The sequence below is a fragment of the Hymenobacter volaticus genome, assembly GCF_022921055.1.
Taxonomy (GTDB): domain Bacteria; phylum Bacteroidota; class Bacteroidia; order Cytophagales; family Hymenobacteraceae; genus Hymenobacter; species Hymenobacter volaticus.
The window spans coordinates 2,639,621-2,662,224 of sequence record NZ_CP095061.1 but is presented as its reverse complement, the minus strand read 5'-3'; the positions used below and the strand labels follow the sequence as shown (position 1 = coordinate 2,662,224).

21 protein-coding genes and 1 pseudogene are annotated in these 22,604 nt (G+C 55.9%); 7 read left to right on the top strand and 15 right to left on the bottom strand.

The window, feature by feature from the left end:
* Positions 1-511: 511 nt before the first annotated feature.
* Positions 512-1,414 (top strand): helix-turn-helix domain-containing protein, encoded by a 903-nt coding sequence (locus MUN86_RS11600; RefSeq protein ID WP_245117882.1) that lies wholly within the window; start codon positions 512-514, stop codon positions 1,412-1,414.
* A gap of 76 nt (positions 1,415-1,490) precedes the next feature.
* Positions 1,491-2,231 (top strand): SDR family oxidoreductase, encoded by a 741-nt coding sequence (locus MUN86_RS11595; RefSeq protein ID WP_245117880.1) that lies wholly within the window; start codon positions 1,491-1,493, stop codon positions 2,229-2,231.
* Between the two features lie 115 nt (positions 2,232-2,346).
* Here the strand turns inward: MUN86_RS11595 and MUN86_RS11590 are convergent, their stop codons facing one another.
* The 11 genes from MUN86_RS11590 to MUN86_RS11540 all read right to left on the bottom strand — a co-directional run bounded on the left by MUN86_RS11590 (position 2,347) and on the right by MUN86_RS11540 (position 15,535).
* Positions 2,347-3,015 carry a DUF3823 domain-containing protein gene (locus MUN86_RS11590; protein WP_245117878.1) on the bottom strand — a complete coding sequence of 223 codons (669 nt, stop codon included), beginning with the start codon at positions 3,013-3,015 and terminating at the stop codon, positions 2,347-2,349.
* A gap of 9 nt (positions 3,016-3,024) precedes the next feature.
* A complete protein-coding gene (locus MUN86_RS11585; protein WP_245117875.1) occupies positions 3,025-4,899 on the bottom strand; it encodes a RagB/SusD family nutrient uptake outer membrane protein in 1,875 nt (624 codons plus the stop codon).
* Between the two features lie 13 nt (positions 4,900-4,912).
* The gene (locus MUN86_RS11580) at positions 4,913-7,042 is read right to left on the bottom strand and encodes a SusC/RagA family TonB-linked outer membrane protein (protein WP_245125722.1); all 2,130 of its coding nucleotides are present in this window, start codon (positions 7,040-7,042) and stop codon (positions 4,913-4,915) included.
* 41 nt (positions 7,043-7,083) lie between these two features.
* The gene (locus tag MUN86_RS11575; RefSeq protein WP_245125543.1) at positions 7,084-8,175 is read right to left on the bottom strand and encodes a carboxypeptidase-like regulatory domain-containing protein; all 1,092 of its coding nucleotides are present in this window, start codon (positions 8,173-8,175) and stop codon (positions 7,084-7,086) included.
* 845 nt (positions 8,176-9,020) lie between these two features.
* Positions 9,021-9,575 (bottom strand): GNAT family N-acetyltransferase, encoded by a 555-nt coding sequence (locus MUN86_RS11570; protein ID WP_245125541.1) that lies wholly within the window; start codon positions 9,573-9,575, stop codon positions 9,021-9,023.
* A gap of 200 nt (positions 9,576-9,775) precedes the next feature.
* Positions 9,776-10,261, bottom strand: a complete 486-nt coding sequence (locus MUN86_RS11565; protein WP_245125539.1) for a RidA family protein — start codon at positions 10,259-10,261, stop codon at positions 9,776-9,778.
* 186 nt (positions 10,262-10,447) lie between these two features.
* Positions 10,448-11,236 (bottom strand): EthD domain-containing protein, encoded by a 789-nt coding sequence (locus MUN86_RS11560; protein ID WP_245125537.1) that lies wholly within the window; start codon positions 11,234-11,236, stop codon positions 10,448-10,450.
* The gene (locus MUN86_RS11555; RefSeq protein WP_245125535.1) at positions 11,221-11,469 is read right to left on the bottom strand and encodes a hypothetical protein; all 249 of its coding nucleotides are present in this window, start codon (positions 11,467-11,469) and stop codon (positions 11,221-11,223) included. Before MUN86_RS11555 ends, MUN86_RS11560 begins: the two co-directional genes overlap by 16 nt.
* Before the next feature lie 146 nt (positions 11,470-11,615).
* Positions 11,616-12,683: an SDR family oxidoreductase gene (locus MUN86_RS11550; protein ID WP_245125533.1), complete on the bottom strand. Its 1,068-nt coding sequence runs from the start codon at positions 12,681-12,683 to the stop codon at positions 11,616-11,618.
* 128 nt (positions 12,684-12,811) lie between these two features.
* On the bottom strand, positions 12,812-13,705 hold the full coding sequence (locus MUN86_RS11545; protein ID WP_245125531.1) for a helix-turn-helix domain-containing protein: 894 nt from the start codon (positions 13,703-13,705) through the stop codon (positions 12,812-12,814).
* Between the two features lie 276 nt (positions 13,706-13,981).
* Positions 13,982-15,535 (bottom strand): lipase maturation factor family protein, encoded by a 1,554-nt coding sequence (locus MUN86_RS11540; protein ID WP_245125529.1) that lies wholly within the window; start codon positions 15,533-15,535, stop codon positions 13,982-13,984.
* A gap of 344 nt (positions 15,536-15,879) precedes the next feature.
* Here MUN86_RS11540 and MUN86_RS11535 point away from each other — a divergent pair, with 344 nt between their 5' ends.
* The gene (locus MUN86_RS11535; protein ID WP_245125527.1) at positions 15,880-16,746 is read left to right on the top strand and encodes a universal stress protein; all 867 of its coding nucleotides are present in this window, start codon (positions 15,880-15,882) and stop codon (positions 16,744-16,746) included.
* An 85-nt stretch (positions 16,747-16,831) separates the two neighbouring features.
* Here the strand turns inward: MUN86_RS11535 and hemF are convergent, their stop codons facing one another.
* The gene (gene hemF / locus MUN86_RS11530) at positions 16,832-17,701 is read right to left on the bottom strand and encodes an oxygen-dependent coproporphyrinogen oxidase (protein WP_311182041.1); all 870 of its coding nucleotides are present in this window, start codon (positions 17,699-17,701) and stop codon (positions 16,832-16,834) included.
* Positions 17,702-17,708: 7 nt separating this feature from the next.
* Positions 17,709-17,768, bottom strand: a pseudogene (locus MUN86_RS11525) (hypothetical protein); the annotation flags it as partial.
* A 262-nt stretch (positions 17,769-18,030) separates the two neighbouring features.
* Between MUN86_RS11525 and MUN86_RS11520 the strand changes: the two are divergent.
* A complete protein-coding gene (locus tag MUN86_RS11520; RefSeq protein WP_245125525.1) occupies positions 18,031-18,891 on the top strand; it encodes an NAD(P)-dependent oxidoreductase in 861 nt (286 codons plus the stop codon).
* Positions 18,892-19,140: 249 nt separating this feature from the next.
* On the opposite strand, the gene MUN86_RS11515 is transcribed toward MUN86_RS11520, so the two are convergent.
* Positions 19,141-19,875, bottom strand: coding sequence for a trypsin-like serine protease (locus MUN86_RS11515; RefSeq protein ID WP_245125523.1), 735 nt, complete (start codon positions 19,873-19,875; stop codon positions 19,141-19,143).
* A gap of 321 nt (positions 19,876-20,196) precedes the next feature.
* Here MUN86_RS11515 and MUN86_RS11510 point away from each other — a divergent pair, with 321 nt between their 5' ends.
* The 3 genes from MUN86_RS11510 to MUN86_RS11500 all read left to right on the top strand — a co-directional run bounded on the left by MUN86_RS11510 (position 20,197) and on the right by MUN86_RS11500 (position 21,645).
* Complete coding sequence (locus MUN86_RS11510; protein WP_245125521.1) at positions 20,197-20,721, top strand: hypothetical protein; 525 nt, start codon at positions 20,197-20,199, stop codon at positions 20,719-20,721.
* Between the two features lie 94 nt (positions 20,722-20,815).
* Positions 20,816-21,106 (top strand): group III truncated hemoglobin, encoded by a 291-nt coding sequence (locus tag MUN86_RS11505; RefSeq protein ID WP_311182037.1) that lies wholly within the window; start codon positions 20,816-20,818, stop codon positions 21,104-21,106.
* Between the two features lie 140 nt (positions 21,107-21,246).
* The gene (locus MUN86_RS11500) at positions 21,247-21,645 is read left to right on the top strand and encodes a universal stress protein (protein WP_311182094.1); all 399 of its coding nucleotides are present in this window, start codon (positions 21,247-21,249) and stop codon (positions 21,643-21,645) included.
* A 129-nt stretch (positions 21,646-21,774) separates the two neighbouring features.
* Here MUN86_RS11500 and MUN86_RS11495 read toward each other — a convergent pair whose 3' ends face one another.
* Entirely contained in the window at positions 21,775-22,557 is a 783-nt protein-coding gene (locus tag MUN86_RS11495) for a cupin domain-containing protein (RefSeq protein ID WP_245125517.1), read from the bottom strand.
* Between the last annotated feature and the right edge of the window lie 47 nt (positions 22,558-22,604).

The following is a 22,604-nucleotide window of genomic DNA, read 5'->3' as shown; positions in this document are numbered from 1 at the left end:
CGATACCCTTCGGGGTGTGGTCCGGGTAGAGACTGTGCAAGTCCTCTAGTGTGGCCACTAAAATATCAGAAAGTTGAAACTCGCCCGGCACGGGGGCAATTCGAAGCGCATGGTTTGCAGATGCTCAAGGTTCCGCCGTAAACGTGCCGATAACAGAAGCGCCATGATTAGGATTTCGCACTAGGATAAACGTTAAGCATAGGCATACTGGATTTTTCAACAACCGTTTTGTTCTTGAGCAGCGCCCTATAAGCTTCAACTTGTGCGCCAAGGTCATGCCCAGTAGGCGGCTTCTACTCCAATAAGTCGCGTCTTTTCCGAGTTATAACTAGGATAAATAATGCATCTGAAATTTCTGATAGTGTAAGGCGAGCTAGTATGCACAATGGTCGTGCCTCAAAGAGAAAATTACGCGGTTCGGTGGAAAATTAACTGGTTTCCATTAGCAAGTCGAGTGCCCTCGCGTAGGAGTTAGGGGTAGAGACGATATTTGAATTTCATATCTTGCGATATGCAAGCAAGAGAAAGCCTTACGGAGTATTATCAGCGCTACGGACGAGGGCGGCCCCATACCAGTCAGTTTACGGTTTACCGGATCGAGGACGTGGCTACGCCCGTGGCGTTTCCGCACGTGCGGCGAGACTTCTTCAAGATAAAGCTGCTGTGCAACGCGCAAGGCATTCTTTCTTATGCCGACCGTCAAGTGGCAGTTCAGCATTGCGCCTTGGTGTTCGTCAATCCATTGATTCCTTATTCCTGGGAGCGAACCGCTGGCCGCGAAACCGGTTTTGCTTGCTTATTTACGGAGAATTTTGTCACGCAACAGCTTAAAACCGCGAGTGTAGCCAACTCGCCATTGTTCCGCGTGGGCGGTACGCCCGTGCTATTCCCGCCATCGGAGTCGGTGCACCAACTACAGGCCCTCTTCGAACAGCTATTAAAAGAAATGCAGACGTCGTACGCCAACAAGTACGACTTGCTCCGCAATTACGTGCAACTCCTTATTCACGAGGGCCTTAAAATAGCGCCTCTTGCCCCCAGCTACCTGCCGGCTACTTCTGCGGCCCGCCTCAGCACGCTGTTTTTGGACCTGTTGGACCGCCAGTTTCCGGTGGCCTCCCCGCAGCAACCCCTCGTCCTCAAAAATGCGAACGAGTTTGCCGGGCAGTTAGCCGTGCACACCAATCACTTAAACAAGGTATTAAGGGAAGTTACAGGCAAAACCACCACCGAGCACATCACCGAAAAGCTGATTGACGAAGCCAAGGCCCTGTTGCAGCACAGTAACTGGAGTATTGCTGAAGTAGGCTATTGCCTAGGCTTCGGACATGCCCCGAACTTCAACGCTTTCTTTAAAAAACAAACCGGTTTGCCTCCTCATCAATACCGCCAACAACTGATGGTGCTTTCATAAGTAATGGATTGATTGGCATAATTATGCCTGACTCGCTGCCGCGACCTTTGTGTTATCACCAGTTAACGCTAACACGATGGAAAACGGATTGAAAAACAAGGTCATTGCTATTACGGGCGCCAGCAGCGGCATCGGCGAGGCGACGGCGCTGCTACTCGCTGAGCGCGGAGCCAAGGTGGTGTTGGGCGCGCGCCGCCTAGACCGCCTTGCCGCGCTGGCAACCCGCATTGTGGCGGCCGGAGGAGAAGCCGCCTATAGCAGCACCGATGTTACGCGGCGGGCCGATGTCGCCAAATTAGTTGAGTTGGCCAGAGAGAAATACGGCCGGCTGGATGTGCTTATCAACAATGCTGGCATTGGGCCTATTTCGCTGCTCGATGAACTGCGCGTCGAGGATTGGGAAGCAATGGTTGACGTCAACCTCAAGGGCATGCTGTATGGCATTGCGGCGGCGCTGCCGGTGTTTCGCCAACAAGAGTTCGGGCATTTTGTGGTAGTTGCCTCAACGGCCGGAATCAAAGTTGTGCCAACGATGGCCGTGTATGCTGGTACCAAGTTCGCAGTACGAGCCGTAGCCGAGGGTCTGCGCCAAGAAGCTGGTGACAAGCTGCGGGTCACTTTGATTACGCCGGGCGTGGTGCAGACTGATTTCGTCGAATCCATGACTAATCCAGAGGTGAAGGCCCAAATCATGAGCATGCGCGACAACATCGGCATTGCGCCGGCAGCCATTGCCCGGGCCATTGCTTTCGCCCTCGAACAGCCCGCCGATGTGGATGTGGGAGAAGTGGTAGTTCGCCCCACGGCCCAGAGCTAACACCGACTCCTAAAAGCGAAAAACCGCTTCTTTGCCGAACGAAACCTGCTCTATTCCTATAGGCAGGTTTCGTTCGGCAAAGAAGCGGTTCAACTAGAGCAGCCGTGGGCGCCCCTTACAGCTCTATCTTCTGCACTGGCGAGTAAAATAGCTCCACTACCCCTTGAGTTTTGACCCCAATGCGGGCGTAGCAAAAGTTGCGCACAGTGTTGGGCAGAGTAAACGAGAAAGCAAGGGGCTGCGAGAGGTTGGCCAGGGCCGTACCGGTTTTGCTGGTCTGACCGATCAGGTTGTTGTTGGTATCTACAAACTGCGTCGAGTTCAAGAAAAGCGTGACGGATTCGATGGTGCGGCCAGCTACGGCTTGGCTCACCTGGCACGTTGCATTAACAATGCTGCCCGACTTCGTGAAGCTAGCATTGCTCACCACGAAATAGGGCTGCACTGGCACATCGACCACCGTGTTGCCTTTTATTTGCACGTCGATGCTATCGGTGCTGTTCACCCAAGGGCCACTGTCGCGGAGGCGTACCAGCTTGTAATTGCCGTCAAAGAGGGTAGCGGAAAAAGTACCATCCTGGCCTACGTACACCGGAATTTTAGTGAAGAGTTGGTACCCCCGCTGCCATAGCTCCAACTGCACGCCGTTGCTACGCACGCCCACGGGCTGGTCTTGGTACACCACGCGCCCGCTGAGGGTGGAGCTAGGTGGATCTACGTTGTCGAGTTCACAACCGGTCAACAAGAAGGCGCCGACCAGTAAAAGGTTGAATAGTGCTTTCATGAGAAGACCTTATTGGAAAGGATTGCGAACAATCTTGGGGTTGTTGTTGATGACGCTTTGGTCGATGAAGGAGTAGTAGTTGAGCACCTGGAAGTTGCGCGGCGTGCGGAAACGAGGCGCCACTTTGCGGTCGAACACGTACTTGCCATCGAGTGGGCTACCGGGCCGTACCACGCGGTAGGGGAAGAGCACGTAGGCGACGGCGCTGTAGTTGTTGGCATTGCCGTTCCAGACCTGGTGCGCGATGCGCCACCGCTTCAAGTCCCACACCCGGTGGTCTTCAAAGGCCAGTTCTACCCGGCGCTCATTTTGGAGGCGAGCCAGCGTTAGGGTGCTAGCCGTGAGGCTATTGGCAGGGAAACCAGCCCGCTCCCGTACGCGGTTCACATAAGTAAGCGCGTCGCTCGTCTGGCCCAGCTCGAAGGCTGCTTCGGATGCATTAAGCAATATTTCGCCCAAGCGGAAGCGCACCCACCACACGTCGCTCAGAATACCGCGAGTACTGGTTTTCGGCACGGGGTCAATGTACTTGCGCAGGTAGAAGCCGGTATTGGAAACTTCTACCTGGGTGGCCTGCGGGCCTGAGCTACCCGTGAGCAGTTTACCATCGCCGGTAGGGAAGGCCGAGCCACCGTACACGCTCGATAGGCCGCCTTCAACGGTTTGGTAGGAGTTGTTAGCTGCGTTCCAAACCTTTACGCCGGCCTGAATCTGTACTTCCTGGCCTTTAAAGGTAGTGCCCGGATAAATCACGGTGCCGTAGAGGCGCGCATCCTTGTTGGCAAACGGAGCACTCAGGTTGTCGTAGTAGATGTAATCTGTATCAGTTGCATTCCGGGTTCTGATTTCGCCCGGCGTGCCGTCCAAGTATTCGTACGCCTCCACCAAGTTCAGAATGGGCGTGATAATCGAAGACGAAAGGTTGTCTTCGCGAATACCACGCGGGATGTTGTCGTAGGTGAAGCCGTGGCGCCGGTTTTTGGCCGTAAGGAAGTCCTTGGCTAGAATCACTTCCGAGTTAGGCGACTTTTTGGTAATCGCGTCAAAGAAGTTCTCTCCTAGATTAGGATTGGTTTTGTACAAGGCATAAGGCCCGGCAATTATTTCCTTGGAAGCATCCAGCGACTTTTGGTAATACTCTGCTGCCCTTGATGCTGGAATGCCTACTTCGCCGCCCGCCGTTTGAATATTAAGGCCCGACAAAGCATTGTACTTGGCAATGGAACCGGCATACAGCATTGCCCGACTCTTCAGCGCCATGGCCGTGTAGCGGTTGGCGCGGGTGCTGCTACCGTCATTGCCGAGCGATACTTTTATCGCGTCTAGCTCGCTCGCAATGAAATCATAGACTTCAGCTTCCGTGTTGCGTGGGCTTTGCAGGGGAGAAGCATCGCCGCTGAAGTCATAGATCAACTGGCTGGTGACGATAGGTACGCCACCTACCCGCTTCACCATCTCGAAGTATACGTAGGCCCGTAGGAAACGCAATTCTGATTTGAATTGTGTTTTCTGCTCATCCGACAGCGTCGTGCTGAACTTATCGAGGTTGTCGAGTGCTAGGTTGATGTCCCGAATCAGGCCATAATCCCAATAGGTCCAGCGGTTGGTAGCAAAGGTGAATAAGTCATTAGGGCCATTGCCGTTACCGGACCATAGCGCTTCGTCGTAGGCTGCGTATTGCTCCCAACCGGCATCAATCTGCGAGTGAGAGGGCAGGCGGTCATAATAGTTGGCCAGCAAACTGTTAATCAGGTTCGGGTCGTTCCAGATCTGGTCTTCGAGAACAATACTCGGCGATTGGCGGTCGAGGAATTCTTTCTCACAAGCCGACAAACCCATCACAAGCCCTACGCTCAGGGCAAAGGTTTTATAAGAGAACTTCATAGGGAGGGCAGGATTAGAAGCTGAGCGCGAAACCAGCGTTGTACAGGCGCTGAGGTGGATACACCAAGCCGCCGTTTGAAGAAATTTCGGGGTCAGTATCCAAGTCTTTGATGTTCGTGAGCACATACAGGTTGGTCCCGTTCATGTACACCCGGCAGGCCGAAATGCCGATTTTGCTCAGGAAAGGCTTGGGCAGGTTGTAGCCTACCTCCAGGTTGCGCAGGCGCACGTAGCGGACGTTGGTAACCCAGAAATCATTGCGACGATTGTAGTTGGAATGACCCGCATTGTCGCGGCGAATGGAAGGGTACTTGCCTGGTATCCAAGGGCTGTCTGCATTGTACGGGTCCTCGTGGTGCCAACGGTCTTCGAAGATGTAGTCCGGCGAGGTACCGTTGTTCTGGAACGGAATGCGCAGTTCTACTTCGCGGCGGAAGGTTTGCATGCCGGCCCCCACAATGTCGAAGCTCAGCGTGAAGCCTTTGTAGCCAAACGAGGTGTTCAGGGCATAGTTAACCAAGGGCGGCGCACCTTCCACGTAGCCAATCGGCCGTTCATCAAGGCCATTGATTAGGCCGTCGTTGTTGACGTCTTTGTAGATGAAGTCGCCCGGCAATTGGGTGCGGTTGCCTTGGCCGTCGTTGTTAACGGTGTAGGCGGCAACTTCCTGCTCCGACTGGAATTGGCCTATCACTTCGTAGCCCCAGCCGATGCTTCCCCATCTATCGATGAAAGAGTTGCGGTATTCGTCTAGGGAGTTGCCAAAGCGGGGCTTATACTGCTCTAAGTCGCGCCGGCGCGACAAAGTGGCGTTGGCACCTACGGTGTAGGTGAAGTCGCCGACTTGGCTGGAATACGATAGCGCACCTTCCACGCCGCGCGTAGCTTCCGAGTTGAGGTTGGCTAGGGGAAGTCCGTAGCCTACTTCGCTGGGCAGCAGAATGTCGTATTGCGCGGCAGGCAAACCTTTGCGGCGGCGCTCAAACGCATCGAACTGGCCGGTCAGCTTGCCATTCAGGAAGCCAACATCCACCCCGATGTTCGACGTAATATTGGTTACCCACGAAAGCGTTGTGATGGGCAAGCCGCGGGGCCGTACGCCAAAGGTGTAGTTGCCATTGAAGATGGCGCTGCCCGATGGGAAGTCGTAGCCCGGTACGTAGCTGTAGGGCGCCACTACGTAGTTGTTGTTGTCGGGATCATCTAAGTCATCGGCGCCGGTGCGGCCATAGCTACCGCGTAGCTTCAACTCGCTCAGCACGCCGGTGCCGCGTTCCTTGAGGAAGGGTTCTTCCGTCAGGCGCCAGCCAACCGTAGCCGCCGGGAAGAAGCCGTACCGGCGACCCGGCGCAAACAGCCAGGAACCGTCGTAGCGACCTAGCACCTCAACCAAGTATTTCTGCTTGTAGTTGTAGTTTACCCGGCCAATGTAGCCCGCCCTGGCCCGCTCGTTACGCTCGTCGGCCAAAAAGTCTTGGCTGGCAAACAACTGGATCGGAATGGTATTGTTGGGCGGTACGGTATGGATAATGCTGTAGCGGTTATCGGTATCGTAGCGCTCATAAGCAGCTACGGCCGCCACGCCATGGTCGCCGAATTGCTTGTTGTAGCTAAGCTGCAACTGCCCGAAACGGTCGATGATGTTGCGACGACGCGTTTCGCGCCAAGGGTTTTGGTTGCCCCAACCCGGCTGGGTGAAGTAAATATCCTTGGCCGCATCGTACTGGTAGGCATTGTACGTGTACTCGAAGCCGTCGAAGTTGAAGTTGGTGAAGTTGTACGAACCCGTGGCCCGGGCCGTCAACCCAAAGTCGAAGCTGTACTCCGTGTACAGGTTGGCTTTGGCCGCCCGCGTATCTTCCTGGATGGTACCCGTAATGTTGGTGTCGTAGGTAGCCGGGTTGACGTTGACGTTGTGCGTCTGGTTGATGTAGTTGGGGTTGTCGTTGGCATACGGCCGCTCGGTGGGCCACATACTAAAAATGCTCAGGAAAGGGTTGAAGTAGTCGTCCAGACCAGGTACGCCGGCCTGAAAACGGTCTTCGTAGCGCGCACTCAGCTGCGAGCCAATCTTCAACCGCGACGTTACCCGAGCTTCCAGGTTGGCTTGGAGGTTGGTGCGCTTGAAGTGGTAGTCCTTGATGAGCGCCTCCTGACTTAGGTGAGTGCCCGATAGGTAGTAGGTTATGTTCTCGCTACCCCCGAGAGGCTACCGTTTACAAAGTACTGCGGCACGTTGGGCCGCATCACCATCTTGTAGTAGTCGTAGCTTTTGTAGCCTGGGTCGGTGCCTTGACGCCATTTTTCAAGCTCGGTAGCAGTCAGCGGAATGCCGCTCACCGGGTCGTTGACGGCGTTTGGAGAGCGGCGTTGCTGCTGCGCTAGGTTCTGCTCCGATTCCACGAGGGCGCGCTGATGCTGATACGCATTAGCCGGATGCGGGTACTTCGTGAAGTTCTGCAAGCCATAGTACCCCGAGATGCTGATTGTAGGTTTCTGGTTGGTTTTGCCTCGCTTGGTAGTTACCAGCACTACCCCGTTGGCCGCCCGTAAGCCATAGATGGCCGCAGAAGCATCTTTCAGGATGGAAATGTTCTCGATGTCGCTGATGCCAAGGTTGTTGAACTGGCCTACGTCCGATACAATACCATCAATTACATACAGCGGATCGCCCAGATTGCGAATCTGAATTGTGGAGCCGTTACCCGGCCGGGCGTCGGCCTGGCGAGCCGTGATGCCGGGCACACGACCTACCAGCGCGCTAGTGGCCGCAACGGCTGGCGTCCGCAGAATCTCTTCGGACTTGACGCTGCTCACGGCACCCGTTACCGTGGCCCGTGATTGGGTGCCGTAGCCCACAACCACTACTTCGTCGAGTGCTTTGTCGTCGGAGGAAAGCTGGATGGTCAGCCGTGAAGCGGAAGCGGCTACTTCCTGCGGCTTGTAGCCGATAAACGAGAAAACCAGGGTAGCACCCTCAGGCGCGCTGATGCTAAACGCTCCTTGGGCATCGGTTTGCGTGCCGTTGGTGGTGCCTTTAACCACCACGTTCACCCCCGGCAGAGGGTCTCCTTTGGTGTCAGTTACGGTGCCGCGAACGGGTACGTCGGGCAGGCTCAGGTCAATAGCTGGCGAAACGGGAAATGCAGCGGGGCTTCCCGGTGCACTCTTATCGGTGGCGCCCAAAGCAACCTCGACAGAAGCACACAAAACAGCCGACGCCAACGACCCCCGAATGATGCCATGTACTGACTTAGTTCGTACTCTGTTTTTCATACGCATGTGGGTTTTTTGATGAATGAAACAGTACTGCAAAAGCAACTGGCGGAACAGTATCCAGACCCGAGTTGACTGGTAAGAGCGCACAGGCCAACTAGTAGCCCGTTGGATGAATTATGGGCTCATCGTTTAAAAGAATAGAATGCCGTCAGAAGGTGAAAGCACATTTACGCAAAGGATTGTGTAAGCAGAAACTGGCTCTCACAATCGTTTGCGTAACATATGCAAAATAATGTTCAGTTTTCATCTGTTGCTCATAAAAAGTATAGCCCTTCTAAGTAAAGTCTAATAAATGGATGCGTTTTTGACTTATTCAAATACTGCTTTGTAAATACACTCCATAGGTGCCTTTTTGGATGCAATAGAAACTCTAGCGTAGGGTTGTATTTAGGTAGGTCGTTCAGTAGCATAAAAGGTGTCCTTGAAAGATATTTGGGACGCTACCCTCCGACAGCCTATTTCACTTAAAGGCTCATTTTAGCCTCTGAGGCAAGTTTATTGTTGTCAATGACTAGCCTATAAAATTCAAGTGATATTTCGCAAACGTTTGTGTCAAACGGCTAAAACCCCATTATTTATGCTTCTTCGCTAACAGTGTGGAGTTGAGGGTCGCTGCCAGGAATGTAGCTGCCTACCTATTTTGTCTAACTAGCCGCTGTGCTTCATTTACCTTGTCTGCTCGAATAAAAGACGTAGCTCTGCTACTTATGTCTTGACTAATCATTTGTAGGCTCGCGTATTAGCTTGCAAATCGTGCCAATGTTATAAATACATAAAAGCCTTACTCTCCAATGGAGACTACTATTGAATTGACGCAACGCAAGCAAGTTGTTGCAGAGCGGCTAGTAAATCACCTGTACCTGCGACTTGTCGTAGAGTTGCAGCCAGTCGCGGCGCAGAATGGCGTAAAGCATTTCGTCTTCGAACTCGCCTTGTTCGTTTACGCCCGACTCGCGCATAATGCCCTCGAACTGAAAGCCCGGCGTTTTGGCAATGGAGCGTTTCGATGATAAGTTGGACACTCGGTGACCGGTGGCCACGCGGTTGAGGCCCAGCAGCTCGAACGCCAGGTAAAACAAGTGCGGCTTGCTGCCTGGTGTTATGCCCCGGCCGCGCATGTGTTGAAAAATATCGGCGCCGGTCGAGCCAGTGCTTTCTTCCCAGCTGTCGATGGACAGTAACGTCATGCCAGCCAGCTCGGTACCTAGCATGGAATAAAAGCCATAGTTCATGCGGCGGCCGCGGCGGTACTCGGGCAAGTAATTATCGTGAAGTTCAGCCACCATGCCCGCCGAGTCGGAAAACCCTTGAAACAAGGAATCGACCTGCGCTAGGTTGTCCTCGTTAATGAGGTGCAGGGTAATAGAATTGGAGTAGAGGGCCTTGAACGTGTCCATACACAAGTCTGTCTAATTCAAGTACGCGCGTGCCTGATAAGCTGTACTGCGCTGCCGCTGCTAAGTAGCTAAAGAAAAGTGGCCCAAGAAGTGAAGGTACGCAACTCGAGCATGCCTACTATGCCTACTGACTGAAAAGCAAACGCACGCTCTAAATTCTGCTATGCCTGCGTTTGCGCCTGCTCTGAACTGCGGCGCGGCTAGCGGGTGCTTTGCTTTTTGGGAATGATGGCCGTGGCTTCAATTTCCAGCAATAGTTCATCGCGAAAAAGCTTGCTGACCTGCACGGCCGTGCTGGCTGGTGGAGTACTCGTATTGATATACCGGTCCCGGACGGTACGTACGGCTGGCAGCTGGGAAACATCGAGCAAGAAATACGAGAGTTTCACCACGTCGCGCATAGTGCCACCGGCAGCTTCCACAATGGCCTTAAGGTTGGCGAAAGCCTGCTCGGCCTGTTGACCCACGTTGCCCGGGCCGACTACGGCACCTTGCGCATCGAGGGCCACCTGACCGGAGATAATCAGCATGGTAGAGGACCCCAAGTCCACCTGGGCGGCGTGAGAATAGCCTTTGGCCGGAGCCACCGTTGCCGGGTTAAGAAACGTAACCGAGGCCGGCCGGGTCTGAGCAGCCGCAGTGCCGGCTATAAACAGCAGCAGACCGCTAGAAAACAAAGCCTTCATAAGTGCCAGTTGAAAATCAAAGGAAGCTTCAACTTACTTAAAATGCTTTGCCTTCCCGCCATCAACTGTTCCACATTGTCACTACTTAAGGCTCCCGGCTGGATGTGTGACGCCGATTCAACTCGACGCTAGCCCGGCTCTGCTATATAGTATACTAGAGTTGCTTGGCTCTTCGGCCTGTTTACTTTAGTACTTGGTGGCCAGCTCAGGCAGCAGCCGGTTGATGACACTGTAGTTGAGGCCGGTCCAATACTCTGACTGGGCCACGTCCGTGAAAGTGGCTTCGTCGGCGGCAATGGCGCGGTAGTCGTCGCTCACCAAGTAGTCTTCCACGTCGTTGAGGGAGGCAAAGGCCAGCACCGAGATGCCGTCCATCAAGCTGCCTTCGGGGTCGTGCTGCGTCGAGCCGATGTTGTGTAGCTGGGCGTAGCGGCGTACATACTGGTGGGTAGCGGGTTGGGCCAGCACCAGCGGGGCATGTTGCCTGAGCAGTTGCTGCTGGAACGCCTCACGAGTAAGCTCGGGGCGCCGGTAATGAATCTTAACCAAGCTGATCGGGTCGCGATGCTGGGCACTGGGCAGCAAAATGTACTCGCGGGTAATGGAGCGCGTAACCATGCGAAACGCCACTTGCTCGTCGGCGGCAATGCGCTTGTCGTACTGTTCCTGCTTTAGCACCCGCTCGATGTCGGCCTGCGCGGCGTAGGCGATGTACGCGAAACCGTCCCAGCGCGGACGCTCATAGGTTGGCACATGAGCGTGAGGATCGGCTACGAGCTTGCCATTCTCCTGGGTCATGGCCTGGTAAGGAGGGTGGAAATACGACGAGGGCCCACCAGCAATGCGGTGCACCTGGTCGTAGCGCAGCACGGGTTCCGAGGTACTGCCTGGCTCCTCGTAGGCGAACTTAGGGCCGTGCACCTTGCGCCAGTATTCATCCCAGTGCTCGAAGGACAGGTTTAAATCAGCTTCCAACGCAATTTCAGCTGGCTCGGTGTCCGGGTTTTCCAGCGCCTCGCCCGTGCGGCTGCGGGTAAAACCTTGGTCGAGGGGCGTAGCGTGCGGGGTGTGGCATCGGCGCGCGTGAGGAAGGTTGGCGTGACAATAAGCGGCTCCGTAGTGGTACGGTAAGAGGTGCGCTCGGGCGGACGGTGGCGGTTATCGGCCCGAGAATCATCGTTCGTGGAACTGTTTGGCTGCGTGGACATAGTAAATAAGCAAAAAGAACGTAGACCCTAACCGGTAGTAGGTTAGGGTCTTAGTTGTAGCTGAAACAAGAGAAATTGCGCCTCGGGAAAGGCGTGTTTCACGGGGCCACCACCCGTAGATCAGTTGGTAGCCCCGAGGTTGCCGCCTACGGAATCAGTTGGTCTGCCCGCAGCTGCGCAAACAAGTCGAAAAACGAATCTTCGGTGCGCTGGTACACCATAAAGCCCAATTGCCGGCTTTTCGACATATCCGTCATTACTTCAATGGGGCGGCCCAGATCCAGGTCGGTATGCCAGGGCGAAGCCAGCTTATGTAGGTCAGCAACGGCCAAGTGGTGGCGAGTGGCGAGGTCGCGCCAGAGCTCGGCGGCATCAGCTAGTTCGGCTTCGAGCGGGTGCACGGTGCCATCGTAGCCTGCCCATTCAATGCCAAACCAATCGGCCAGCCGCGGCCACAGCCAGCTCCAGCGGAAATAGTCACCGTTAGTGATGTTAAACGCTTGGTTGTGCGCCGCCTCGGTTGTGGCGGCCCAGGCCAGTTGCTTGGCAATTACGCGGGCGTCGGTTACGTCGGAGAGGCCGTTCCATTGCGCTTCCGAACCGGGCCAGCGGAAGGGCTTGCCGGTTTCCTTGCAGAGGCTGGCGTACACGGCCAGCGTGGTACCCATGTTCATGAGGTTGCCGACTGCCTGGCCAATAATGGTGTGCGGGCGGTGAATGCTCCAACTGAAGCCGTCGCGCGCGGCAGCAGCAAAAACCTCGTCTTCCTGGGCGTAGTAGAAGTTTTCGAGGTCGAGGCGAGGCTGCTCTTCCCGCAACGGGGTAGCCGGCAAGGAGCCGCCCCGGGCGTAGGAATCAAACGGCCCGAGGTAGTGCTTGAGGCCCGTAACCAGGGCCACATGCTGCACCGTGTGCTTGGGCGACAGCGCCGCAAGCAGGTTGCGCACCATCGCGCTGTTCACCCGAATGTTTTCGGCTTCGGTTTCTTGCCGCATCCAACTGGTCAGAAAGACGTGCGTGGGTGCCACGTCAGCCAGGGCGGTTTGTAGGGTTTCCGGGTGGAGTAGGTCGGCGGCTACTGGGTGCAAACCGGCAATGTCGGTTTTGGGGTTTCGGGCCAAGCCGTACGTGGTCCAGCCATTGGCTAGCAGTTCCTTGGCCAAGTTGCTGCCAATGATGCCGCTGGCTCCAACAATTAAAGCAATTTTATCCATGAGCGTGTGTACGGGAAAGCGAAACCAGGGGTAGCAACAAGCGGCTATTTCCTGGTGGCTCCCCTTGAGGGGTGCCTGTGGGCAAAGGTCGGAACCCGCCTGTGCCCTGCTTTGTACAAATCGCCGAACTATTTGTACCCCGTAAACTGCGCCCGGTACGCCGAGGGTGTTTGGCCAGCTACCTGCTTGAACCAGCGGGAAAAGTGGGCTACATCATAAAATGCCAGTTGATACGCAATATCACTGATAGGCAGCTGCGTGCCCGTCAGCAACACTTTGGCTTCTGTGGTTACCTTCTCCTTGAGCAGGCGCGCCGCACTTCTGCCGGTGGCCTTGCGGCATAAGGCGCTCAGGTACTTGGCATCGACGCACAGCACCTCGGCATAGGCGTCCAGCGCCAGCGCGGACTCGTGGGCCGCCAAGCGCGCTTCTATCAACTGCAGAAACTGTTGCACCACCGAAAAAGCGGGAGCAGTTGCGGTGGGAGTTTGCCAGTCGCGGATGTCGGTCAGCAGCAGGCGCAGGTAAAGGCGGGCTTTTTCCAGGTGCTGTTGTTGAGCGAATAGTTGCTCGCCGCTCAACTGAAGCGTTGCATATTCAGTTGGGGTGCAGGCATGGTACACGTAAGGTGCGCCACCGGCCAGCATCGCCTCAATCTGATAGGCTGGCAGTAAGCCCGCGTTGTAGAAATCGGGGGAGAAAAAGCCATACAGGCCGGTCTGAGAACCTTCGTGCAAGCGCCAGCTCAGGGCCGTGTTCGGCTTCACGAGCAAGATGGACTGCGGCGCCACCGTGATTAGCTCGTCGTTGAGGGTGAACGTGCCGCCGCCTTCCCCAAATAAGGAGAGCTTGTAGAACGACCGGCGGTGCAGCTCGATGTGCTGCCGACAGGTGGCAAACCGTTCTTCACGCCGGTACACCACCAGCTGTTCCAACGCCTCCGTAGGCAGCTCGCGGATGGCGGGCTCCGTTGTTTGCGGGTAGGCATTGAAGTTGAAGGTGGGCAACTGCTGTACTTCCATTATCTGCTAACCACCAAATCAGGCGTATGGTTAAGTAAATATACAGTGCTAGCGCATCAGGACTGCGGATAAGACGCTCCACAGTCAGACCCTCGCGCCAGGCTTGTATACCTGTTCGCTGTTAATTAACAGCCAGCACCAGACCGTGCGCGTGCTTATTTTGCGCTAGGCTGTACTGATTGTACACGCAAAAATGCTTCTAGCGGAGCACTTGAAGCATTTTTGCGTGTACAATGAGCGTGTGTTGTCTGCTAGCTCGTGGGAGCGGCTGCTAGCTTACTGCATCCAGCCTGCGCTTTTTAGGAACTCAACCAGGCGCGGATCGTTGGTGGAAAGTGGGGGAAGCCAGAGGTCTACCCGCTCGCGCTGCCAATAAAGGTTTTGCGGATTGCCGGGTGGGGCAAACCTATAGCGGTACCGCACCGCTCGGATGTAGCGCGGCGGCTGGTCGGGGAAGGGGTTGCGGGCAAACAAGCCAACTATTGCAGGGTCGTTGTGCAGCAGTTTCCACACCAGGTGTATGGTCCAGGGGTACTCTGCCGGCGACGACATGGCGGCAAACCACATTTGCCAGTCCAAGCGCAGTTGGTAGGGAGCAATTTGGGGTGGCCGCTGGTCGAGCAGCACCGGCAAGCCTTTGTAGAGGTAGGGCTGCCAATTGGCTTGGTCGGTGGAATCCTGGTCCATGGTTCCCTCGAACACTACATTCAGGCGTTCTTTGCCCACGCTGCCAAAGGCCCCGTAGGTGTTCACCAAGTCCAGTGGATCGAATGAGGTGTTCATAATTTGGCCGGGCGAGACCATATTGTAGGCAGGCTGAATGCTGAGTATCCCAATGATTGCCGTCACTACCCAGGAGGTGGTAAGCATGGGGTTGGAGGTTTCGGCACGGTCAGCCGCAGCCTGCGCCTTCCGCACGAGCTGGCGGGGGAGGAGCTTCGCCCAAAAGCCATCATCGAAACAGGCCAGCGCCGGGACGATGGTCAGCCAGTTCAAGAAAGAAAGGTTGCCGCTGACGATGATGTTGAGTTGAAACAACACAATCACTACCCCAGCCAAGTGGCGAGCAAACCGGGGACCGAACACGAAAAACGGCGCGGCCAACTCAGCCAGCCAATTAAACCAGACGCCCACCTGCAAAAAAAACCGCGGCATGAAATGAAACCAGCGGCTCAGCGGACCCGGAATAGGTTGCGTCTCGAAGTGGTAGTAAAGGGCGGTGCTGTTGCGCCATACCTCGTCCCCGCGAACCTTAATCAAACCGGCCCCGAGCATAACGCGGAAGGCCAGCCAGCGGAACAACACGATGATGGGCATCGGGGGCGCGTACCGAGGAAACGGCCGCCAGTCGAGCAGCGGGCAAAGGAAAATAGCTAGAAAACCAGTTTCCGTGAGTTGAATCTCCCACCCGTACCCGTACCACTCTTGCCCAACGTGCACAATGGACATATATAGAAACCAGAGCACTCCCAGCAGCAAGGCATTGGCATAGCTCGCCACCACAACGCAGGAAAGCGCAAACCCAATCCAGGCCACCGTGAGCAGCGCCGCATCGGAATGGCCGAGCCAGAAAACGGACGGCAAACGCAAAAAGCCAGCGCCTTCGGACCCTAAGGCTTCGCTTATCTGCCGCAAGTAGTTGCCAACCGGCAGCAGACCATGCGCGCCCATGAGCGGCACTATCTGATTGATGGCGACCAGAAAGGCAATGGCATAAAGTAGGCCTAGCAGGCGCAGAATAACAAAGCGGGTGAGCCAGTAAGTGGGAGGAGCACTAGAAGCGTCGAAAGCCTGTGCTGAACCACTATCCATGTCGTTTGTAGCTTCCATTCTTTCTGTATTAATGGAGGCTAATACGTCGTTGCTTTCCGGTTGGCGGTGCCTTACAGTTTCTTTCTAACTGGTATTTAAGCTGCTAGTTGAGCTTAAACGCACAGTTTAGCTCAACTCGAAATCAGTGTTACCGGTACAATAGGTATACATGGTGCGGTGCATTATGATGCACTTAGCTTACTTGTTGCCGGAGCGCCCACTCGGATGGATGCACCAAGGGAAGCAGCCGCAGAAAAACGGCGGTGCAAGGTGAGGAAAACCAGGATTCGAGATGATCTGGCGCAGGAAGCGTAAAAGGTAAAACGGTCACATTTGATTGTCTGCTAACTACTTACTCAACTATGACTCCCACTCTGCTGATCGTCTCGGATTTCGTTGCCGGTGCCAACTCGGCTCTGGATTTTGCCACGCTTTTGGCGCAAGCTCTCGGCGCCCAGCTCGTGCTCTTGCATATGCAGGATGTTGAGGCGTTGAAGGCAGAACAGTCTACCACTCAACTGCCGGTTTCAAGTTCGGCCACGCAAGCGCTGCACGCGTTAGCGCAGGCGCTGCCCGTGCCCGCCGTAGGCGAGGTGGGGGTGGGCCCGATGGAAGACGTGCTGCAGACCGCCATCAGCCGCCACCACCCCACGCTGATTGTGCTAAGCCGGCCAATGGGGGCGACTACCGCCGATGTGCCTGTAACCACCACTGCCTTGAATGTGCTGCGCAGCCATGCCTGCGGTTTATTGGTGGTGCCAGCAACGTCCAAAGTAGGATTGCCCGAGCGGGTGCTTCTGGCCGCCGACGGAGGCAAGTTTACGTTAGGAACTTGCGTAGATTCTGTCCGTAACTTGCTCGTAGCGCTGCATGCGCAGTTGATTGTAGGGCACGTCACCGAGTCGGCTACCCAGCATACGGCTCCGCAGGCGCTGGCATCGGTGGTGCGAACGGGGCTTACGCTTAATCTGCCTGCCGTAACAACCACGCACGTATGCCACGCCGAGCCCACGACGGGCATCTTGCAGGCTGTGGCAGAGCAGCGCGCCGATCTGTTGGCCGTAGTGGCGCGTCCCCACACGCTCTTGTGGTCTCTCTTCCGGCAGACGGTAACGGCGCAGCTAGTGCTACAAAGCCCAGTGCCGGTGTTGGTATTGCCGGCCCAGCCGCAGCCCGCTGCTACTAGCGCGCATGCCTCCGCTCGTCGGGCGCCGTCGGCTATTCGCTAAGCGTTGCTCTCTACCAGCGTGGCTGCCGCCACAATCCCTTCTGGTGAGGTATGGCGCCGGCCACGGTACGTTTGCCAACGACCACTTACATTTCGGCTACTTTCTTGCCGACTTCAGAGAGCCAGTCTACTCCTTTGCGCAGCCATTGCTGCGTGGCGTCTTCCGGGGAGCCTGGCTCAGGATTGAAGTCGTAGTGCCACTCCACTTGGGGCGGCAAACTCATCAGAATGCTCTCGGTGCGGCCGCCGGTTTCCAACCCAAAGCGCGTGCCTCTGTCGATAGCCAAATTGAACTCGGCGTAGCGGCCGCGGCGTACCAACTGCCACTTCTTCTGGCGTTCGGTGTAGGGCAGGTCGCGGTTTTGGCGCATGATGGTGCTGTACGCGCGGCCGTATACTTGGCCCACGTCCTGCACAAAGGCAAACAATTGCTCGAACGAGCCATCCTGGCCCACGGTGAGGCGGTCGAAGAAGATGCCACCGATGCCACGGGTTTCCTGGCGGTGGGGCAGGTAGAAGTACTCATCGGCCCAGGGCTTGAAGCGGGCATAATAGGTGGGGTCGTGCTGCTGGCAGACCTGCTCGATCTGCTGATGAAACCAGCGGGCCTGCACCTCATCCACGTAGATAGGGGTCAGGTCGAGCCCACCGCCAAACCAGGCTTCGCCGTTGCCGGCCTCGAAGTAGCGCACATTCATATGCGAGATCGGCACCATGGGGCTGCGCGGGTGCTGTACCACGGAGACGCCCGTGGCAAAGTAGCGCGAGTCGGGCATGAACAACTGCTGGGCCGCTTTGTCGCTCATTTTGCCCCACACGGCCGAAAACGCGACGCCTCCTTTTTCCAGCACCTGCCCTTGTTGTATGACCCGGGTGCAGCCGCCCCCGCCGCTGACGTGCTGCCAAGCTTCCAGCCAGATCAGTAGCCGCCCGCGGGCTGGGCAGCGCCAGCGCAATAGCCCCGCACATGCCCACGCAGTGGAAGCTACCCAGAAGCCCAAAAAGAAAACCTGCCCAAAGCATCGGTGAAGGAACTGCTTGAATTGGGGGCAAATACGGCAGCTGTTAAAAGAGCCGACATGACAAAAATCAGTCAGTCAGGGTGACTTTTACCCAAGAAATAAGTAGGCGACCGCGCTGTAATGATTTTGATGAGAGGCCCCACAACAGTGGCATTGCGTATAAGCCAGCTCTTCTCGGTGCATTCCTGCCGCACATGCCAACCAATTCCGGGCTTGGTGGTATAGCATACCGCGTTCTTAATCTACTACACCAACCACTGCACATGAGCTCACAACCCCAACTAGGCTGGATTGGCCTCGGTACGATGGGCAATCCGATGTCGCGCCGCCTGATCGAGGCTGGCTACCCGGTTGCCGTTTATAACCGTAGCAAAGAAAAAGAGGAAGCCCTGCGCGCCGCCGGTGCCACCACCGCCGACTCGCCGGCTGCTCTAGTGCAGCAAGCCGACGTGGTATTCCTGATGGTATCTGACGACCAAGCCGTGCGCGACCTGTTCACCGGCCCGGACGGGCTGCTACAAGCCGAAGCAAGCGACAAGCTGCTTGTTAATATGAGTACGGTTTCGCCCGGCATTAGCCAGGAAATGGCGACGCTCAGCCAACAGAAGGGCCACACCTACCTCGATGCGCCGGTTTCGGGCAGCGTCAAGCAAGCAGAAGGCGGCCAGCTGGTTATCATGGTGGGCGGCGATGAACCGGCGTTCCAACAGGCGCAGCCGCTCTTCGAGCACCTCGGTAAGCTCGCGCTTCACCTCGGCCCGACCGGCAACGGCAACCTTGCCAAGCTCGCCATCAACACCCTGCTGGGTTTCTATGCGCAGGGACTGGCCGAAACCTTCCTTTTTGCTCAGCAGCACGGCCTGAAACCCGAGGACATGCAAACCATCATCGGCAACGGCGCCATGAGCAACGTTTTCTCGAAGATCAAGGGCGAAGCCATTATGGCCGATAACTACCAGGCCGCTTTTGCTTTAAAGCACTTGGCCAAAGACCTGCGCCTAGCTAAAGCTGAAGGCCTGAACACGCCCCTAGGCGAGATAGTCCACCAAACCTTCCAGCAGGCCGAGCCTACCCTCGGCGACGAAGACGTCATTGCCATCATCAAGCACCTGCAACACGGCTAATGAGGCTAGGGTATTGGCTGCCATTCAGCCGGAAAGGGAGCTGCGTACACTGCTACTTTCAGTTGTAGAGGATTAGCGGGAGCATGCGAGACTTCTCCCGCTAGTCGGAATGACATTTTTTTCTACACGTCCAATTTGAATAACCCTGAGAACTGCCCTAGCAGATCCTTCTAACCAGACGGTCCTAGCGGGTCGGCGTTGCTTAAAATAGCAAGGGTTTTCTAGAGCAGCACGCGTGTGCTTAGCTTCTTACTTCTTCTGATAAGATTCGAGAAAGGCCAGCAGCCCCGTTAGGGCGCAAGGAGAAAAATACTTTTTGCCTGATGCCGGATCGACTGTGCCGTTGGAGACAATTCCTACGACCTGGCCTTGCTCGTCGACTAAAGGGGCGCCGCTTAGTCCACCAAATTGCTCCGGCACTACGATGTCTTTTACCAGAATCCGATTGTCTATCGTCTTGTAGTATTCAAATTCATACACCCGTTGCGGGCCGCTTTCCATGTGGCGCGTCCAGCCAACTACGTACAGTTTCTCCCCCGGCTGTAGCGGTGTGATGCGGGCCTCCAGGGGTTTAACGCCAGAGTGGTTCGACTGGAGCGAGAAGACCAGCCAATCCTGATCGTAGGTCGCCTTGGCTTCTAATGACTCACCTTTATTCTCGTTCAACAAGCGTTCAGTCAGCACACTGCGCGCCTTATCCGGCAGCGGGAACAACGACCACGATTTGACACTGTTTCCGAACGAAACAGCCTTCATACCCTTGGGCTTGAATACTTTCAGGAGGTGTTTGGCAGTAACCGCGAACGTGTCGTTCTGATGCTTAAGCAGAAATCCGCACGAAAACCGGGGCTGATTGAACTGCGGATCAGCAAACATGATTTGGTTGGTGAGAGCAATTTCGGGAAAGGTCTTCTTCGAAACGTTTTCCTGCCCGAAGCAGGCAGTGGTAAACAACAAAAGTACCAACAACCAACGGAGTTCCATTTGCCTGATAGCGTTACCCTAGCCCCGGCGTTGGGGCTGGGTGTAAACTACCCTATTCCTGAGCTAGATACAAGAGGATGGTCGGCTAGGCTGCAACAGATTGCTGCTACTTTATTCCTTTGTTCTAGCCCATGGGTCCAGCACCTTTAGCGTTGGACTGGTGCGGAAGTAGCTCAAAGCTCCCCTGCCCGGCCAACTTAAAAGCTGACGAACGTCAGGTACCTGCTTGATTTTTTTCAGGTAGAAGCCACACTGTGCGCTGCACTTTTGCCGTCTACCTTTGTTAAATAGGCACGCTGCCTGCTGGTTTGTTGCTTCGTTATGCCCCGTTCTCTCGCTCTTGGTTCGTTGCTGCTGGTGCTGTCCCTATTCGTGTGGGCGGGCCTGGTGGCTGGTATCTCCTTTCTGGAAGCTCCACTCAAGTTCACGGCGCCCCACATCACGGTGGCGCTTGGGTTAGGCATTGGCCGCACTGTATTTGCGGCGCTCAATAAAGTGGAGTTGTTGCTGGCCACGCTGGCGGTACTTAGCGCCGTGTATTTGCGCGTCCCGACGCGCATTGCTAGTGCGCTGGGGCTGCTTGGGGGCATTTTGCTGCTGCAAACCTTCTGGCTGCTGCCCACCCTGGATGTGCGCGCTCTGGCTTTGCTGGCCGGGCACCCGGCCCCGACCAATTCACTGCACACCGTGTATATCGGGCTGGAAGTGGTGAAGCTGTTGGCCTTGCTACTAACCGGCAGTTGGGCGCATCGGTGGGCGTTGCAGGTAGCGCGCGGCCCGAGGTTCGTGCCCGTCAAGCTGAGCCCGTGGCCTAAATACTTTTCGATTTTCGATTCCTCGTTATGACTATTTCCCGCCCCGATATTCAATCCGAAGCCGACGTCAAGCTCCTGGTCGATACGTTTTACTTGAAGGTAAACCAGGACGATATGCTGGCCCCGTGTTTAATGGCTTTGCCGGTGTGGACTGGAGCCGACATCTGCCCATCATGTACGACTTCTGGAGTGGCATCTTGCTGGGTACGTCGCGCTACCGCGGCCGGCCGTTTCCCAAGCATATGCCCTTGCCCATCGACGTCACGCATTTTCAGCGCTGGCTGGCCTTGTTCAACGCCACGGTAGACGAGTTGTTTGCCGGTCCCAAAGCCAACGAAGCAAAAATGCGGGCTCTCAATATTGCCTCGGTATTTGAGTTCCGGCTGCGCAAGCGCGATCCGCTTTCGTTGCTTTGAAGACAGGCCATTTCCGGTAAGCCCGGGCCGCCACTCGCCACTAGCCGCCCGGTAGTCCAACTGCCTTACCAGTGCGCCCAGCGAAATTTCTCGGGTTGTAGCACCCGGATGTTTTTCGGGGTAAGCTCAATCAGGCCTTCCTGCCGAAACTCGCTCAGGGTCCGAATGTAGACGGAGAGGAATTCACTCTAGACGAGCATACCCGCATTATCGTCCGACTGTTCGCAGCTTTTGGGGCGGAGCTAACTGTGTTGCACGTTGCTCCTAACGAGGCGGCCGCCGTTGATGATGTGGCCATTCTAAATTCAGTGACGCGTACAGGCCTTACCACCGACCTGCCGGGTGTCGTGCGCACCCGCGTCGTGACTGGCAAGAGTACCGTTGCGGGTATTTTGGCAGCTGCGCAAGCCCCGGAATTCGATATGGTTGCGCTGATTGGGCGTCAGCGTAGCGTGCTTGGGCAACTGTTTCACCGGAGTGTTACTGCGCATGTACTATTGCACAGCCAGTTGCCCGTGCTGGTGCTGCCTGCTCGATAAGTACAGCAGCCACCACATAGGAGGGTAGCACCTCGGAGCATCGGCTATTGCGAAGGCCCATGCAGCATTCGCAGAGGACTTGCTGACGCCGATACGGTTCAGCTAGGCGTAGCAGAAGTAGGCTTCTGGCTATTCCGCATTGCTGTGCCATTGAATGGCAAAGTAGCCGCATTCGGTGCTGCCCGTATTGGTGAATGCGTGGGGCACATTCGCCCGAAGCAATACCACGTCGCCGGCGGCAGCTTTGTGCGCCTGCTTGTCGATCAGGATTTCGCCGCTGCCTTTGGTCATCAAAATGATTTCTTCGGCGCGATGCGTATGCGGCGCATGGCTGGCGATACCCGGCTTGAGCACGGTGGCGTGCACATCAAAGCGTTTAAACACGGAGGATGGCCGGTCGAACACGGGGCGGGTTTCGCCTTTATCGGTTTTCACCACCTTAAACTGGCTCCAATCTTTCAGAAAAGAGCCCCCACCGGCAAGTCCCCGCTGCCTATCCACTGGGTCCTTGGCCTTGAACTTCAATACATAGTAGGTTGCCGGCGCATCGGACGCATTGCGGAAGCTTTGCTTGTCGCCTGCTACAATCAGCAGTAAACCACCGGGCCCCAGGGTTTTGGTGGAATCTTGCACCGTAGCGGTAAGGCGACCCTCCTGCACGATTACCAGTTCTTCCGAATCGTTGTAAGCTTGCAGCGGATGATTGGTTTGCCCTGGTTTGAGGGTGGAAGTATGGATGGCCAACTCGGCCAGATCAAGCGTGCTGCCTTTAGCGAATAGACTGCTTTGCCTACTGCCATCCTGCTTTGGAGCTTGCTTGGGCTTGCTGTAAACAGCAGAGGGTAAGGGCGCTATTGGCGTTTGGAAGCTGGCAGTCAACAGGGCTCCTATAGCTAGCAAAGTGGTTTTCATCGGGGTGGGTCGTTGAACTCGAATGGAGAGCGGGAGGCCGCATGGCT